Source organism: Kribbella pittospori, assembly GCF_004331465.1.
GTDB lineage: Bacteria > Actinomycetota > Actinomycetes > Propionibacteriales > Kribbellaceae > Kribbella > Kribbella pittospori.
In genome coordinates this window covers 261,231-277,004 of record NZ_SJKB01000005.1, presented here as the reverse complement: position 1 = coordinate 277,004, position 15,774 = coordinate 261,231, and the positions used below count along the sequence as shown (strand labels likewise).

General features: G+C 68.9%; 13 protein-coding genes. 6 read left to right on the top strand and 7 right to left on the bottom strand.

Annotated elements, in window-relative coordinates; all coding sequences use genetic code 11:
• Positions 1–14: 14 nt before the first annotated feature.
• Positions 15–1,052, bottom strand: a complete 1,038-nt coding sequence (locus tag E0H73_RS18080; RefSeq protein WP_202867437.1) for an Ldh family oxidoreductase — start codon at positions 1,050–1,052, stop codon at positions 15–17.
• A gap of 140 nt (positions 1,053–1,192) precedes the next feature.
• Between E0H73_RS18080 and E0H73_RS18075 the strand changes: the two genes are divergently transcribed.
• Positions 1,193–1,903 (top strand): GntR family transcriptional regulator, encoded by a 711-nt coding sequence (locus E0H73_RS18075; protein WP_165555734.1) that lies wholly within the window; start codon positions 1,193–1,195, stop codon positions 1,901–1,903.
• A gap of 184 nt (positions 1,904–2,087) precedes the next feature.
• Here E0H73_RS18075 and E0H73_RS18065 read toward each other — a convergent pair whose 3' ends face one another.
• From E0H73_RS18065 to E0H73_RS18050, 4 genes are read right to left on the bottom strand one after another with little or no spacing between them, the layout of a single operon-like run.
• The gene (locus E0H73_RS18065; RefSeq protein ID WP_131357318.1) at positions 2,088–2,858 is read right to left on the bottom strand and encodes an energy-coupling factor ABC transporter ATP-binding protein; all 771 of its coding nucleotides are present in this window, start codon (positions 2,856–2,858) and stop codon (positions 2,088–2,090) included.
• Positions 2,855–3,613, bottom strand: a complete 759-nt coding sequence (gene cbiQ / locus E0H73_RS18060; RefSeq protein ID WP_238164063.1) for a cobalt ECF transporter T component CbiQ — start codon at positions 3,611–3,613, stop codon at positions 2,855–2,857. The genes E0H73_RS18065 and cbiQ overlap by 4 nt, the downstream gene beginning before the upstream one ends.
• The gene (locus E0H73_RS18055) at positions 3,610–4,629 is read right to left on the bottom strand and encodes an energy-coupling factor ABC transporter permease (protein WP_131357312.1); all 1,020 of its coding nucleotides are present in this window, start codon (positions 4,627–4,629) and stop codon (positions 3,610–3,612) included. Before E0H73_RS18055 ends, cbiQ begins: the two co-directional genes overlap by 4 nt.
• Before the next feature lie 45 nt (positions 4,630–4,674).
• The gene (locus E0H73_RS18050; RefSeq protein WP_131357309.1) at positions 4,675–6,033 is read right to left on the bottom strand and encodes a dihydrolipoyl dehydrogenase family protein; all 1,359 of its coding nucleotides are present in this window, start codon (positions 6,031–6,033) and stop codon (positions 4,675–4,677) included.
• Positions 6,034–6,153: 120 nt separating this feature from the next.
• On the opposite strand from E0H73_RS18050, the gene E0H73_RS18045 reads away from it, so the two are divergent.
• Genes E0H73_RS18045 through tsaA form a run of 3 tightly spaced genes read left to right on the top strand, consistent with a single transcriptional unit; the run spans position 6,154 to position 8,840 of the window.
• Positions 6,154–7,665 carry a PstS family phosphate ABC transporter substrate-binding protein gene (locus E0H73_RS18045; protein WP_131357305.1) on the top strand — a complete coding sequence of 504 codons (1,512 nt, stop codon included), beginning with the start codon at positions 6,154–6,156 and terminating at the stop codon, positions 7,663–7,665.
• Positions 7,666–7,674: 9 nt separating this feature from the next.
• Positions 7,675–8,430: a metallophosphoesterase gene (locus tag E0H73_RS18040; RefSeq protein ID WP_131357302.1), complete on the top strand. Its 756-nt coding sequence runs from the start codon at positions 7,675–7,677 to the stop codon at positions 8,428–8,430.
• Positions 8,427–8,840, top strand: coding sequence for a tRNA (N6-threonylcarbamoyladenosine(37)-N6)-methyltransferase TrmO (gene tsaA, locus E0H73_RS18035; protein ID WP_131357299.1), 414 nt, complete (start codon positions 8,427–8,429; stop codon positions 8,838–8,840). Before E0H73_RS18040 ends, tsaA begins: the two co-directional genes overlap by 4 nt.
• 6 nt (positions 8,841–8,846) lie before the next feature.
• Here the strand turns inward: tsaA and E0H73_RS18030 are convergent, their stop codons facing one another.
• Together E0H73_RS18030 and lpdA are read right to left on the bottom strand one after the other, a co-directional pair.
• Complete coding sequence (locus tag E0H73_RS18030) at positions 8,847–9,137, bottom strand: DUF2188 domain-containing protein (RefSeq protein WP_131357296.1); 291 nt, start codon at positions 9,135–9,137, stop codon at positions 8,847–8,849.
• Positions 9,138–9,292: 155 nt separating this feature from the next.
• Positions 9,293–10,702: a dihydrolipoyl dehydrogenase gene (gene lpdA, locus E0H73_RS18025; protein ID WP_131357293.1), complete on the bottom strand. Its 1,410-nt coding sequence runs from the start codon at positions 10,700–10,702 to the stop codon at positions 9,293–9,295.
• 177 nt (positions 10,703–10,879) lie between these two features.
• On the opposite strand from lpdA, the gene E0H73_RS18020 reads away from it, so the two are divergent.
• Together E0H73_RS18020 and lanKC are read left to right on the top strand one after the other, a co-directional pair.
• Positions 10,880–13,003, top strand: coding sequence for a peptidoglycan DD-metalloendopeptidase family protein (locus tag E0H73_RS18020; RefSeq protein WP_131357290.1), 2,124 nt, complete (start codon positions 10,880–10,882; stop codon positions 13,001–13,003).
• Positions 13,004–13,218: 215 nt separating this feature from the next.
• Complete coding sequence (gene lanKC, locus E0H73_RS18015; RefSeq protein WP_131357281.1) at positions 13,219–15,774, top strand: class III lanthionine synthetase LanKC; 2,556 nt, start codon at positions 13,219–13,221, stop codon at positions 15,772–15,774.

The following is a 15,774-nucleotide window of genomic DNA, read 5'->3' as shown; positions in this document are numbered from 1 at the left end:
GGTCGTGGGCGGGGTCATTCGGCCAGAACTGCTTCGGGCTGGGCGGCATCTCGGGCTGCATCCTGGGCTGAGTCCAGGGCGGTCAGCTCGCGCCACAACTCGTCGGCGATCTCGATGCCGTGAGCCACTGATTCCTGATAGCGGGCCCGAGCCCCGTCACCCGGAACCGCGACCGGTGAAGCGGGGTCGGCAGGCCGGCTGCCGCGGACCTGGTCGAGGTACTCGGAGGCGGAGTGGCCGCCGCCGCTCATCAGGATGAACAGGTCGCCCTTGTTGCTCGGGCGGGTGTCGTCCAGCGTCCCGCCGACCGCCGTACCGTAGGCGGCACCGGTCAGGAAGGTGACCATCGCACCCAGACCGAGCCCGAGTCCGTAGCCCTTCGCTCCCCCGAACGGCGCGATCGATCCGCACTTGGCCGCCACCGGGTCGACCGTCGGGTTGCCGGCGGCATCCAACGCCCAGCCCGGCTCGAGCGGTACGCCGCGAAGCGCGTGGTCGTGGACCTTGCCCATCGACACCTGCGACGTCGCCATGTCCAGCACCAGCGGATGCGGCTGCGCGGGGACACCAAGAGCCAGCGGGTTCGTCCCGAGGATCGCTTCGGTGCCGCCCCACGGATGGACCAGCGCCTCGCTCGTGGTCATCCCCAGACAGACCACACCGCGCTCGGCCATCCGGCCGGCGTAGAAGCCGAGCATGCCCAGGTGGTTGTTGTTCGTGATCGAGCAGACCGCGACGCCGTGCCGTTCGGCCGCCGGGACGACCGCCTCCAGAGCACGGAGCGCGACCACCGGTCCCAGGCCCTGCTCGCCGTCGACGGACAGGTAGCAGGGACTGAGCCATTCGTGCTTACCCGTGTTCGTCGGGCTCGCGATGCCGTTGCCCAGCCGGCGGAGCAGACGTGGCAGGCGGAGCAGGCCGTGGGACGGCACTCCCTTCGCCTCGGCGACCAGGAGAAGTTCGGCTTGCTGGGCCGCCGCCGCGGCAGGAACACCCGCGGCGACGAGTAGACGTTCGGCCAGGGACTGAGCTGTTGCGAGGTCTGTGTGCACGTCGACCATCCCAGGGGTGGATCGGTGGATCGTGGCGATATTTTTGGCAGGTTAGATCAGATCAGATATGATTTGCAATGGTCTGTGGATACGAATTCACGATCTGGCCCACCACCCCGCCGGCCGGACAGGAACGACAGATGAGCGAACGCGGTGCCGAGCGTCCCGAACGGACCCGGATGAGTGATGTCGTCTACGAGCAGCTGCAGACGTGGCTGCTGGACGGGGCGATCCAGCCCGGTGAGCGGATCCGGGTCGACGTGGTCAGCCGCCAGCTCGGCGTCTCCCAGACCCCGGTCCGGGAGTCACTGAACCGGCTCGAGGCCGAAGATCTGGTCACCAAGACACATCTGATCGGATATTCCGCCAGTCCCAAACTGACCCCGGAGCGGTTCGAGGATCTCTTCGAGGCGCGGTTCCTGATCGAGCCGTACTGCGCCGGTCTGGCGGCCGGCCGGCACCAGCGGGTCGAGGTCGAGCAGATCGCCGGTATCGCCGCCGACCTGCGCGTCCGCTACCAGGCCGGCACGATGTCGTACGGCGCCTTCGCCCGCGAGGACGCCGAGTTCCACCAGGCGATCATCGCGGCCACCGGGAACAGCTACTTCGGCGAGATCTTCGCCAAGCTGCACTGCCATCTGCAGCTGTTCCGGCTGCTGCGCGACTCCCGGGTGACCGAGGACGCCCTCGAGGAGCACGACTTGATCGTCACCGCGATCCGGCAGCGCGACACCGAGGCCGCGGACGCCGCGATGCACGCTCACCTGACCGCGTCCCGCAGCCGCCTGAGGTCCGCCTTCGAGAGCACCCCCGAACCACTCCCCGCCGAAGCCACCCCAACCCCCTCCTGACCCCCCGCCGAAGCCACCCCAACCCCCTCCTGACCCCACCCGAAGCCACCCCAACCCCCTCCTGACCCCGCCGAAGCCACCCCACCCCGCCAAACACACGAGGGGATAACCCTCCCGCTTGTGGGTTCTCCCCTGGCATGCAAGGGGAGAAGGCACCACTCGAGGGGATATCCCGTCGTGTGGGTCAGCGCTCGGGGCCGGACACCGACAGGGGGTCGAAGCCGTACGGGAGCTCCAGGCGATGCGCACTCATCAACTCGGCGTCACCGAGTAGGTCCCGGGTCTTGCCGTCGGCAACGATCCGGCCGTCGTCCATGAGCAGGCTGCGCTCGCACAGCTGCAAGGCGTACGGCAGGTCGTGGGTGATCATCAGCAGCGTGACGTCGAGCTCGGACAGGATGTCGGCCAGCTCCCGTCGCGCTGCCGGGTCGAGGTTGCTCGACGGCTCGTCCAGCACCAGGACCTCGGGTCGCATCGCCAGCACGGTCGCCACCGCGACCCGTCGCCGCTGACCGAACGACAGGTGGTGCGGTGCGAGATCGGCGTGATCCTGCATGCCCACCTGCACCAACGCCTCGTGCACACGCTCGTCGAGCTCGGCTCCGCGCAGACCGAGGTTCGCCGGCCCGAACGCGACGTCGTCCCGCACGGTCGGCATGAACAACTGGTCGTCCGGGTCCTGGAACACCAGCCCGACCTTGCGCCGGATCACGGCGAGGTGCTCTCGATGCAAACCGGTCCCGCCGATCTGGATCGTGCCGCTCCCGGTCCCACCCGCGACCGAGCCGAGGATCCCGTTCAGGTGCAACACCAACGTGGTCTTGCCGGCACCGTTCGGCCCGAGCAGTGCCACTCGCTCCCCGTGCTCGACAGTGAAGTCGACGCCGAACAGCGCCTGCCGCCCGTCCGGATACGCGAAGACAAGCCGCTCAACGTGAATCGCCGGACCGCTCACAAGCCCACCACCCTTGCCATGACTGCGATGAGGACCGCGAGCAGGGAGATCGTGAGACCTTCCAGCCATTGCGATCGGACTGCTCCGGCCTGACTCAGCAACGGCATCCGGCCGGTGTACCCGCGGGACCGCATCGCCAGGTGCACGCGCTCACCGCGCTCGAAGCTGCGGACGAACAGGCCGCCCACTCCCCCGGCGACCGCCTTCAGATGTCCCACGCGACCGCCGGCGTACCCGCGCGACTCGCGGGCGATCCGCATCCGGTGCAGGTCGTCCGACACCACGCTGAGGTAGCGGATCATGAACGACAGGATCGCGACCAGCGTCGCGGGGAGCCGCAGCCGCTCTAGGCCGGCCAACAGGTCTCGCGGTGCAGTCGTTGCAGACAGCAAGATTGCCGCGACCACTCCGAGCGTCCCCTTGGCCAGCACGTTCCACGCACCGAGTACGCCGGACTGCGACAACTCCAGTCCGAGTACGTCGATCCGCGGCCCGGTCGCCACGAACGGCAACAGCAACGCGAACACGATGAACGGTGTCTCCACCGCCAGCCGCCGCGACACCACGTGCACCGGCAGCTTGGCCATGACCACAGCAGCCACAAGCATCGCGGCGTACAGACCGAAGGCCCAGAAGACGGGCGCCGGCGTGGAGACGACCGCGAGGACGAAGACGAACAACGCGACGAGCTTCACCTGCGCCGGCACCCGGTGGACTCTGCTGTCCACCGCCACGAGCAGGCCGTCGCCGCTCACGATGCCTTGTTCGCCCGGAGTGAGGCCAGCTTGGCGATGGCCAGGCCGAGCACGATCGTGACCAGTACGCCGATGATGCCGGCCAGGGCACCGGAGACTTCGGAGTTGCCGATGCCGCTGACGCCGTAGTCGGCCAGCGGGCTGCCCGCGACCGCGGACGACTTGGCGGCGGTCTCGAAGCCCAGCTTCGCCCCGACGAACTCCAGTCCGTCCGGATGCGCGCTCGCGAACAGGCTCAGACCGCCGGCCACCACCAGCGTGACCGCGATCCCGACACCGAACGAGCGCCCGGCGGGCCTGGCCGCGATCGGCCGGTCCGGCGAGACCGTCGAAGTGTTGCCGTCGGCATCGACCAGGACGAGGTCCTGTTGCAGGTGGCGTGCGGCGTACACAAGATCAGGGCGCGTCGCGACAACCGCGCTCAGCACAGCGGCGGTGATGACGGCCTCGCCGATCCCGACCAGAATGTGCCAGCCGACCATAGCGGTCGCAAGCTTGCCCAGCGGGATGTCGACCGCGCCACCGATCGCATAAAGCCCGGTGAAGGCGAGCGCGGCAACCGGGACAGACACCAGCGCACCGAGCGTGGCCGCGGGTACGACGCTGCCGACCCGGCGCGGCAGCGCCTTCAGAACGGCCCGCGTCAGGAAGTAGCCGACGAGCACTGTGATCAGGCCCATCAGTGTGATGTTCGTGCCCAGGGCAGTCAGCCCGCCGTCCGCGAACAGCAACCCTTGGACCAGCAGCACCGTCGACATCACCAGTACGGCGGACCACGGCCCGACCAACGCCGCAGCCAACGCACCACCGAGCAGGTGCCCGCTGGTCCCCGCGCCGACCGGGAAGTTCACCATCTGCACCGCGAACACGAAGGCCGCCGTGAGCCCGGCCAGCGCCGGCCCGGTCTCGCGGATCTCTCGGTTGGCGCGTTGCAGGCTGAAGCCGACCGCGCCCGCCGCGATCAGACCGGTCGCGACGGACGTCGGGGCGTCGAAGAAGCCGTCAGGAACATGCACCTGAACAATGGTGAGCTAGTTGCGACCGAATCGCAACAAGCAATTTCACAACGCCTTCAGTGCTTCGCCGATCGCCCGGTGGAAGGTCGGATATGCGTAAATCATCTGTCGCAGAGAGTGCACAGGAACGGCCGCATGCACCGCGACCGCGAGTGCGCTGAGCACCTCGCCACCGGTCGGACCCGCACTGGTCGCGCCGACCAGAACACCGCGTTCGTTGTCAGCCACCACCTTGATGAAGCCCTCGTTGCCCGCCTTGTGGATCCAGCCACGCGTCGACGCCGGAATCGGAGTCGATCCGGTCCGGACGTCGAGCCCTGCCTCCCGCGCCTGCTTCTCGGTCAGCCCGACCGCGCCGATCTCCGGATCGGTGAACGTCACCCGCGGCATCGCGTGGTAGCTCGCGGTCGGTGCGTCCGGCTCCTGGACGATGTCGCGGACAGCGATGTCAGCCTGGTACATCGCGTTGTGAGTGAACACGCCGACACCGGTGACATCGCCGATCGCCCACACCCTCTCGCCGGCCCGGACATGGCCGTCCACCTCGATCCGGCGGGCCTTCGGGTCGAGCCCGAGCTGGTCCAGGCCGAGCTCGTCGGTCGCGATCCGGCGTCCCGTTGCCACCAGCAACTTCTCGCCGCTGACAACTGACCCGTCGTCCAGCGTGACGGTGAAGGTGTTCCCGGCGTACCCGACCTGCTTGGCGTGCACGCCGGTGTGGAAGGTGACGCCGTCGCGCTCGAGCGCCTCGCGCGCCAGTACGCCGGACTCCGGCTCCTCCATCGACAGCACCTCGGCGGCGCCCTCGATCACGCTCACCCGGGATCCGAACCGGGCGAACACCTGAGCCAGTTCCATCCCGATCGCACCGCCGCCGAGCACCAGGATCGACGCCGGCAGCGTGTCCGCCTCGATCGCCTCCCGGTTCGTCCAGTACGGCGTACCCGCCAGACCGTCGATCGGCGGAACGGCCGGGATGGTGCCGGTCGCGATCACGATGCCGCGGGTGGCTTCGAACTCGCGGTCGCCGGCCCGGACCGTGTTCCGGCCGGTGATCGTGCCACGCTCCTTCAGCACCGTCGCGCCCTTGTTGACCAGCCGGTCCACCGCGACCTTGTCGTTCCACGTGTCGGTCGCCTCCACGCGGATCCGCTTGGCCACCGGTGCCCAGTCCGGCTGGACGGACGCCGTACCGGCCATGCCGTCGACCCGGCGGGTCTCGGCGATCAGGTTCGCGGCCCGGATCATCATCTTGCTCGGGATGCAGCCGTAGTACGGGCACTCGCCGCCGACCAGCCGGGACTCGATCCCGACCACGCGCAGCCCTGCCTGTGCCAATCGCCCGGCGGTCTCCTCGCCGCCCACACCCAGTCCGACAACGACCACGTCCACCTGTTCAGCCATGCGGACAATCTCGCAGACGGGGCCGGAACCGGCCAAGCTCCGAGCCTGCGTGTCACCGCGCGGTAAGCAGGCGTTCACCGCGGGCACCTACGCTGCAGAACTCGTGGAAGTGGGGACACGTTGTTCGATTTCTCTGGTTTCGGCAGTATCAACATCGAGACCGTCATCGCCGCCGTCACCCTGTTCGGCACCTCGATCGTCTGGCTGCTCGACCGCTACCTGTTGCGCCGCAAACGGCTCGTCTACCGGGTCCAGGTGGATGCGCAGATAGGGGTGCACCCGAAGCAGAACCGGGCCAGGGAAATGGTCGATGTCGAGGTGGTCCACCAGGGCACGGTGGTCCAGGATCCCAGCATCGTGCTGCTGCGGCTGGACAACGCCGGCGGGACCGACATCGACGCGCGCGACATGCAGGACAAGGTCTCGTTCGTGTTCCCGGACCGCAAGATCGTCCGGATGAAGGTGGTCGAGTCGCAGCCGGACTCGCTCGGCAAGATGCTCGAGAGCCGGATGAACCCGGCCGACTACGTCGACACCGAGAAGCTCGTGGTCCCCCGGATCGCGATCAACCGCGGCGACCATTTCAAGTTCCTGCTGGTGCTGTCCGGGAAGGGCCGCGACGTCGCCCACTCCGGCTATCTGGCCGGCGGGTCGACCGGTGGCGGGGTCTACCACGAACCACGGCCGCGCGGGCCGGGTCGCCGTACGTTGATGTTCGGTGCGACGACGCTCGTGCTGGTCGGCGCGCTGGTCGCGTTCTTCCTGGTCGACGTACTGCAGCCGCCGGACAACTGCGAGTCGGGTCAGCTGCGGGTGATCGGGTCGACCGCGGTGGAGCCGACCATGACTGAACTGCGCAGTGCGTACGTGACCGACTGCACGCAGGCCGACATCACGATCGCGGCGAACGGCAGCCGCAGTGGCGTGCGCAGCCTCAGCGACCTGGGTGCACAGGACGGGACGGCGGCGAGCAAGGTGATCGCCATGTCGGACGGACCGGCCGAGGACGCACCCACGCTGCGCGGGGAACCGATGGCGGTGGTGGTGTTCGCCGTGGTGATCAACCGGTCGGCCGCGGTGACATCGCTGACCACCGCGCAACTGCGGGCGATCTACAACGGTCAGATCACCAACTGGAAGGACGTCGGCGGCAAGGATCTGCCGATCCGGATGGTCAGCCGGGTCGGCCCGGACTCGGGGTCGCGACGGGTGTTCCGGGAGAAGGTGCTCGGCGGCGATCAGGAGCTCGGGATCACCTCCGACGACTGCCGCAAGGACGACGACGCCGCGGCCGCGAAGTACCACCGCTGCGAGGTCGGTACGACGGAGGAGCTGCTGACCCGGGTCAACGAGATCGGCGGCGCGATGGGCTACGCCGAGCTCGGCGGTGCCCGGAAGTTCCCCGACATCACGATCGCGACCGTCGACGACGTCGTACCGGACTCCTCGAAGGTCGCGGCCGGGGCATACAAGTTCTGGGAGGTCGAGCACGTCTACACCTACAAGGTGCCGGAGACCGGGTCGCTGACCGCGACCTTCCTGGAGTACGTCCGCTCGCCGCAGGCCCGCCCGATCCTCGAACGCAGCGGCCTGGTCCCGTGCAGTGATCTCCCGACGGGCTTCTGTGGTTAGTCTGCGGGGATGATCGTCATCGCACACCTGAGCGACCCGCATCTCGACGGTTCGGACGAGCCACGATCCCGGCTCCGTCGGATCACGTCGTACCTGAAGTCCTTCACCCGCCCGGTCGACGTCATCCTCGTCACCGGCGACCTGGCCGACCACGGCCTGGAGTCCGAGTACGCCGAAGTCGCGGCCGAGCTGTCCATGGACATACCGCTGCTGATGCTGCCGGGCAACCACGATGTGAGTACGCCGCTCCGCACCGGACTGGCGTCGTACGTCGACTCACCCGGCGATGGACATCCGGTGCATCAGGTCCACGATGTGGCCGGTGCGCGGTTCGTCCTCGTCGACAGCACAGTGCCTGGTGAGGACCACGGGCTGCTGTCCAACGATTCGCTCGCCTGGCTGGACGGCGTACTGCGGAAGTCCTTCGACGGGCCGGTGTTCGTGGCGATCCATCACCCGCCGCTCGAGCTGCACCACCCCGTGATGGATCAGTGGATGCTCCACGATCGCGAGGGCCTCGCGACGGTCCTGACCGGCAAGACCGTCACCGCCATCCTCACCGGCCACGTGCACAACCCGATCGTCACGACGTTCGCCGGCCACCCCGTCCTCGGCGCCCCCGGCATCCGCTCCACCGTTCCGCTTCCCTTCGAGCCACCGACCTCGGGCACCGGCGTCGTCGACCCCACCGCCCATCCCGGCCTTGCCCTGCACGTCCACATCCCAGGCGAAGCGCTCCAGACCGTGTACAGGTTCCCGCTGTGACCGGCGATCTCGTACTGCGGCCGATCGGACGGGTCGAGTCGTCACTCGCAACCCGCGCGGAGGCTCCACGCCAGGCCGACGAAGGCGCGCCGGACGCGTGGGTCGTGTTCGACGAGTCCGTCCGCGTCGCTCTCCAGGACCTCGCTCCGGGCGACGAGCTGATCCTGATCAGCTGGTTCGACCGGGCCGACCGCGACGTACTCACGGTGCATCCCCGCGGCGACCTGTCCCGTCCGGCGACCGGCGTCTTCAGCACCCGCTCCCCCGACCGCCCGAACCCGCTCGGCCTGCACCGCGTGACGATCCTGGCGACCGACGGGCTTCGCCTGCACGTCGATCACCTCGAAGCCCTCGACGGCACCCCCGTCGTCGACGTCAAACCCGTCCTCGGCGACATCTCCGAGCGGTGAGGCGGCTCAACCCCGGACGCGTTGGTGCCCGGTCGGCGCGCGGCTCGGGTACGGGCCGGTGAGGTAGGTGTTGATCTCGGCGATGGTGCCGTCGGGGTCGCGGATGACATGGCGGAGGCCGTTCCAGCGGGCAACCTCGACGCCGATCGCGATCAGCCGCAGCCGGCTCGCGCCGGAGGCGAACGGCTCGGGGCTGTCACACCGCCGCGTGTACCACGTGCCGCCCTGGTGGTAGGTCTCCACATCCGCGTGCAGCTCGTAGGTGCTGTCTGTTTCGTTGAGGTCAAACGATGTCATCCGGCCTGCCTTCAGCTAGGAATCCCGCCACCCAAGTCCATCACCCGGCCCCGGTCCGGCACTGCGGCCGAAAGTCCCCGATCGTCAGGACCTGGGTCCCGAACGACCAAGCCCCCCGGACCAGGCGGTCCGGGGGGCTTGCCTGTCAGGGCAGATCAGAAGTTGATCATGTGGCCTTCGAGGCCGTGGAACACTTCCTGCAGGGCCTCGCTCAGGGTCGGGTGGGCGTGCACGTTGCGGGCCAGTTCCTTGGTGGTCAGGTCCCACTTCTGCGCCAGGGTCAGCTCGGGCAGCAGCTCGGTGACCTCCGGGCCGATCAGGTGGCCGCCGAGGAGTTCGCCGTACTTCGCGTCGCTGATCACCTTGACGAAGCCGGTGGGGTCGCCCAGGCCGTGCGCCTTGCCGTTCGCGGTGAACGGGAACTTCGCGACCTTGACGTCGTGGCCCAGCTTGCGGGCCTCCTCCTCGGTGTAGCCGAAGCTGGCGATCTGCGGCTGGCAGAACGTCGCCCGCGGGATCATCGCGTAGTCGAGCTCCATCGTCTCGTGCCCGGCGATGGTCTCGGCCGCGACCACGCCCATCGCCTCGGCCGCGTGCGCGAGCATCAGCTTCGCGGTCACGTCGCCGATGGCGAAGATGTTCGGCACGTTGGTCCGGCAGAAGCCGTCGATGCCGATCGCGCCGCGCTCGGTCAGCGCGACACCGATCTTGTCCAGGCCGTAGCCGTCGACGCGCGGCTGGAAGCCGATCGCCTGCAGCACCTTGTCGGCCTCCAGCGTCTGCTGGTTGCCGTCCTTGCCGGTGACGGTGATCTTGACCTTCTCGCCGGACTCGTCGATCGAGTCGACCCGGGTCGAGGTGAGTACGTCGACGCCGAGCTTCTTGTACGCCCGGGCCAGCTCCTTGGAGACCTCGGGGTCCTCGAGCGGGACGATCCGGTCCAGGAACTCGACGATCGTCACCTTCACGCCGTAGTTCGCCAGCACGTAGGCGAACTCGACGCCGATCGCGCCGGCGCCGGCGATGACGATCGAGCCCGGCAGCTCCTCGGTGAGGATCTGCTCCTCATACGTCACCACGCGGTCGCTCAGCTGCGTGCCCGGCAGCAGCTTGGTGGTCGCGCCGGTCGCCAGGATGCAGTTGTCGAACGTGACGGTCACAGTGTCTTCAGCGGAGCCGTCTCCATTGAGGGTCACGTCGAGGGTGTTGGCGTCGGTGAACGAGCCCCAGCCGTCGAACTCGGTGATGTTGTTCTTCTTCATCAGGAAGTGGACGCCCTTGACCCGGCCGTCCGCCACCTTGCGGCTGCGCTGCACCGCGGTCGGGAAGTCGAAGCTGACCTCGCCGCTGATGCCGAAGGTCTTCGCCTCCGCCCGGAAGATGTGCGCGAGCTCGGCGTTGCGCAGCAGCGCCTTGGACGGGATACAGCCCACGTTCAGGCAGACACCGCCCCAGTACTTCTTCTCGATGATGGCGGTTTTGAGCCCGAGCTGGGCGGCGCGGATCGCCGCGACGTACCCACCCGGACCCGCGCCGAGGACAACAACGTCAAAGTGCGAGGCCATGAAGTGAACTTTAATCGGTCACTCCAATCGCTCCGACACCACCTGCGGGCTCTGTGGCACGCCTCATGGTCACGTTCTGTAGACCAGGGTTTCGTCAGCAGCGTTTGCCGCCTACGCTGGCCTGGCGCAGGGGCCCGTCTCCCTCCGCGCGCGTGAGGCGAGACGAATGGGGGCCTGATGGTTGTGGGGAACCGTCGGGGGCTGCGATTGGCAGCACTCGGCACGCTGCTGGCAGTGGTCGCACTGCCGGCGTACGCCGATGACCCGACCCCACCGCCACCCGCGTCGGTGACGGACGTCAACCGGACCCTGGAGGAGCTGCAGGCCGAGGCCGCCGCCGTCCAGGCCGACTTCGCCAAGGCCACGATCGCCTACACCAACGCTCTCAAGGCGGCTCAGACCGCCGAGGCCGCCGCCAAGAAGGCCGAGACCACCGCGGCCGCGTCGAAGGGCAGGGCGGACGAGCAGCGCCGCCGGCTCGGTCTGCTGACCGCGCAGGCCTACCAGCTCGGCATCCCGACCGTGATGGGTGCGGAGTCGATGCTCTGGTCCCTCGCCCCGGTCGCGGAGAACCTGCAGGAGATCGCCGACCGCCAGACCGCGATCACCCAGCTCGGCAGCACCCAGGTCGCGCAGTACAAGACCGCGATGGCCGCCGAGTCCGAGGCAGGCCGGACCCGGTCCGAAGCCGCCGGCAAGCGAGCCGCTGCGAACGAGGCGGCCGCCAAGGCCAAGGAGCTCAGCCAGCAGGTCCAGCAGAAGGCCGCGTTCGCCGCCACGGCGATGGAGGGCCAGGCCGCCGACCTCGACGGTGCGTCCGAGCTCTCCAGGCAGCTGCAGCTCGCCCGCAACCAGCAGGCCCTCACGCGCTGGAAGACCTACCTGACCGAGCTCACCACCGCCAAGGTCAAGCCACCGGCGGCCGCCGTACTCAAGAACCCGGCCAAGCTCCCCGCCGGCCTGAAGCCGCTGACCGCCGCCGGTGCGCCCGTGCCCGGAGCGGCGTCGACCGTCACCGGCGGACGGACGATCCGGGTGCTGCCGGCCGAGACGATCCGCGCGGTCAACCAGGCCTTCAGCCTGCTCGGCAAGCCGTACGGCGTCGGCGCGACCGGCCCGGCCAAATACGGCTGCCTCGGCGCGGCCCGGGTCGCGTGGCAGCCGTACACGACGCTCCCCAACCTGGTCGGCAAGGTCTACCCGAACTACCAGGCCGTACCCAAGACCCAGGTCCAGCCCGGCGATCTGCTCGTGATGGGCAGCAAGTCGCTCGGCCTCGTCCACATCGGCGTCGCCCTCGACAACGGCGAGATGATCGCCGCCGACGAGGCCAAGGGCTCGGTCGTCGTCACCACCGTCCCGGACAACCTGTACTCCGCGCTGCGCCCGACGCTGGGCAAGCCCGCCAAGCCGCAGGTCTCCCCGACGCCGAACTCCTCGTCGTACGCCTTCCGCTGCGGCAACACCGCGACGTCGTACGACATCGGCACCGGCGCCTGGACCTGGCCGCTCGCCGACGGCACCTACGAGATCGGTACGCCGTTCGGCCAGGCCGGCTCGATGTGGGCGACCGGAATCCACACCGGCCAGGACTTCCCAGCAGCGGTCGGTACGCCGGTCCGTGCGGCGACATCCGGTGTCGTCCGGATCGAGCACCCGGCCTGGGCCGGCAACCTGGTCCGGATCGACCACGGCAACGGCCTCGAGACCCTCTACGCGCACCTGAGCGCGATCGACGTCGCCGACGGTGCACAGGTGAAGGCCGGCCAGCGGATCGGTGCTGTCGGCACCGAAGGCAACTCCACCGGACCGCATCTGCACTTCGAGGTCCGGCTCGGCGGCGACCCGGTCAACCCGATGCCGTTCCTGGCCACCGGGTCGGCGAGCGTCGGGTGGGGCGGCTTCAGCAACGGCATGATCCCGTCCAGCAAGCTGTGTGGCCTCGGCTCCGGCCACAAGCTCCGCTGCGACGCGGCAGCGGCGTACGCGCAACTCGCCGCCGCCTACCGCGCCCAGTTCGGCGAGACGCTGTGCATCACCGACTCGTACCGCTCCTACACGTCCCAGGTCGACCTGTACTCCCGCAAGCCGTCCCTGGCCGCCCTCCCCGGTACGTCGAACCACGGCTGGGGTGTCGCGGTCGACCTGTGCGGCGGCATCGACCGGTTCGGCACGAGGCAGTACCAGTGGATGAAGAACCACGCCGCGACGTATGGCTGGGTGCACCCGTCCTGGGCCGAACAGGGCGGCTCCCGCGAGGAACCCTGGCACTGGGAATTCGGCAAACCGGCCAGCGCCTGAACCGCAGCGCACTCCCCCGGTCACACAGGGACACCAAACCTCATCAGTCGCTACGTGCTGTCAACGCCATCCCACTTGTAGTGACATACGCGTGAGTAGGGCGACGCGCTTCTCACCGTGAACTGGTGACGTCATTCACTACGTCGCCCGGAGCTTCTTGCCGAAGGATATCGGCGAGGCGTCCGGCAAGCCTGCGGGACGGGATGGGGATGGCGATGGAGCAGTACGAGCTCTACTGTCTCGTGGATCGGCAGTTCTACGACGTCCCCACGACGAGCACGGAGCACGTCGACTTCGCCACCTGCGGGCGACCAGTGCCGGACGGCTGGGAGCATGCCGCCGGCGACATCTGGATGCACTACGCGCCCCGCGGTGTCCCGCTGCCTCCGCAGGGCTGGAAGATCCACGTGTCGTCCTGTCTCGACGACGCCGAGCGGACGCTGACCGCTGTCTGGGACTACTGCGTCCGTCAGGGCATTCCGTTCAAGTTCCTGCGCAGTGAAGCCGTCCTGGTGATGATGAATTCCAAGGCCGCCTTCCGCGGATCGAGCGGAAAGCTCGTCACCATCTACCCCGTGGACGAGTCCCAGCTCGAGCTCGTCCTCAAGGAACTGGACCAGGTCCTCACCGGCGTCCGCGGCCCGTACATCCTCAGCGACCTCCGCTACGGCGACGGGGCTCTCTTCGTCCGGTACGGCGCGTTCGTCGAGCGGCACTGCCTGTCGGACACCGGCGAACGAGTGCTCGCCATCGAGAACGCCGACGGCCGGCTGGTTCCCGACCTTCGCGGGCCGGTCTTCTCGACACCTGCCTGGGTGAGTCTTCCGTCCTTCCTGGAGCCGCACCTGGCGGCCCGCAACGCGGTGACCACCAACGAACTCGCCTACGACATCGAGAACGTGATCCAGTTCTCCAACGGCGGCGGGGTCTACCTCGGCCGGCACCGGGAGAGCCAGGACCGGGTCGTGCTGAAGGAGGGCCGGCCGATGGCCGGGCTCGATGTCGACCAACGGGATGCCGTGACCCGGCTACGGCATGAGCGGGAGATCCTCGCTCGGCTGGCCGGGCTGGACGTCGTGCCGGCGGTGCACGACTACTTTGTTCTCGGCGATCACCACTTCCTGGTACAGGAGTTCATCGACGCGAACCCGCTGCAGCGACTCCTGGTCAGGCGCTTCCCACTGACCAAGCCCGATCCGTCGCCGGAGACGCTGCGGGAGTACGCGGACTGGGCGATCGAGATGCTGGGCCGCGTCGAGCGCGCGATCCAGGCGCTGCACGAACGCGGCGTCGTCTTCGGCGACCTGCATCCGGACAACGTGCTCATCGACGCCGACGACCGGCTGGTCCTGATCGACTTCGAGGTGGCGACCCTGGCCGAGCTGCGGGCCCGTTCGGCGCTCGCCCACCCGGGCTACGCGGCGCCGCCGGACCGGCACGGCGTCGAGGCCGACCGGTACGCGCTCGCCTGCCTCTGCCTCGGACTGTTCGCGCCGCAGACGACGATCCTGCTGCAGCTCCACCCGGGGAAGGCCCGGCACCTGGCCGAGCTGATCACCGAGACGTTCCCGGTGCCCAAGGCAACGATCGACCAGGCCGCCGGCATCATCCTCGGCGGCACGGACGACCCACCCCCGGCCACTCTTCCGCTGCCCGGTCGCGCGAGCTGGGAAGAGGTCCGCGACGCGATCACCCGGGCGATCGTGGCCAGCGCCACGCCGGAGCGGGACGACCGCCTCTTCCCGGGCGACATCGCGCAGTTCCAGCCCGGCGGTGGCACCAGCATCGCGTCCGGCGCCGCCGGCGTGCTCTACGCCCTTGACCGCACGGGGGCCGGCCGCTTCCCGGCGTACGACGACTGGCTCCGCAGGCATGCCCTGGATTCGGTCACCGGCATCGGTCTGTACGACGGCCTGCACGGTGCCGCCCACGTGCTCGGTGAACTCGGCTACCGCCAGGACGCCCTGGACGCTGTGGACCGTTGCCTCGCAACGCCGCTCGACTCGCGCGAACTCGGCCTGCATTCGGGGCTGGCCGGCATCGGACTGAACCTGCTCCACTTCGACAGCGAACCGGGGCTGCGCGCCGCGGCGACCAGGGTGATCGACCTGGTGGCCGATCGGCTCGGCGGCATCGACGACGTACCGGAGCTCAGTGGTGACGGGCATCCGCGGGCCGGTCTGATGTTCGGTTCCTCGGGACCCGCGTTGCTGTTCCTGCACGCGTACGAGCGATCTGGGGACCTCGGCCTGCTGGACCTCGCCGAGACAGCGCTGAGGCAGGATCTGCGCCGCTGCATCCGTGACGAGACCGGGATGCTCCAGGTCAACCAGGGCTGGCGCACCCTCCCCTACCTCGAGCAGGGCTCGGCCGGCATCGCCCTCGTCCTGGACCGCTACCTGCGGCACCGACCCGACGAGGAGCTCGCCGGGGACCTGGCGGCGCTCCGCCGGGTCAACCACTGCGCCTACTTCGTCCAGCCCGGGCTGTTCATGGGGCGCGCCGGCCTGATCCTCTCGGCCGCCGTGCAGCCGGGTGAGGTGACGGCAGATCTCATCCGCGGACTGGGCTGGCACGCGCTGCCATCCGCCGGCGGGCTCGCGTTTCCCGGCAACCAACTGCTGCGCCTCTCCATGGACCTGGCCACCGGATCGGCCGGTGTCCTGCTCGCCCTGGGCGCCGCACTGCACCGGCAACCGGTCGCCCTTCCATTCCTCGGACTCCCGCCCACGGGTGGTCCGCCAATCACTCCTGTGTGGAAGGAGGTGTAG

Excerpts from the sequence above, each read along its gene's own strand:
- lpdA (WP_131357293.1), bottom strand. The coding sequence starts at position 10,702 with ATGGCCTCGCACTTTGACGTTGTTGTCCTCGGCGCGGGTCCGGGTGGG.
- E0H73_RS18030 (WP_131357296.1), bottom strand. The coding sequence starts at position 9,137 with ATGACATCGTTTGACCTCAACGAAACAGACAGCACCTACGAGCTGCAC.
- E0H73_RS18050 (WP_131357309.1), bottom strand. The coding sequence starts at position 6,033 with ATGGCTGAACAGGTGGACGTGGTCGTTGTCGGACTGGGTGTGGGCGGC.
- lanKC (WP_131357281.1), top strand. The coding sequence starts at position 13,219 with ATGGAGCAGTACGAGCTCTACTGTCTCGTGGATCGGCAGTTCTACGAC.
- E0H73_RS18020 (WP_131357290.1), top strand. The coding sequence starts at position 10,880 with ATGGTTGTGGGGAACCGTCGGGGGCTGCGATTGGCAGCACTCGGCACG.
- E0H73_RS18040 (WP_131357302.1), top strand. The coding sequence starts at position 7,675 with ATGATCGTCATCGCACACCTGAGCGACCCGCATCTCGACGGTTCGGAC.
- E0H73_RS18075 (WP_165555734.1), top strand. The coding sequence starts at position 1,193 with ATGAGCGAACGCGGTGCCGAGCGTCCCGAACGGACCCGGATGAGTGAT.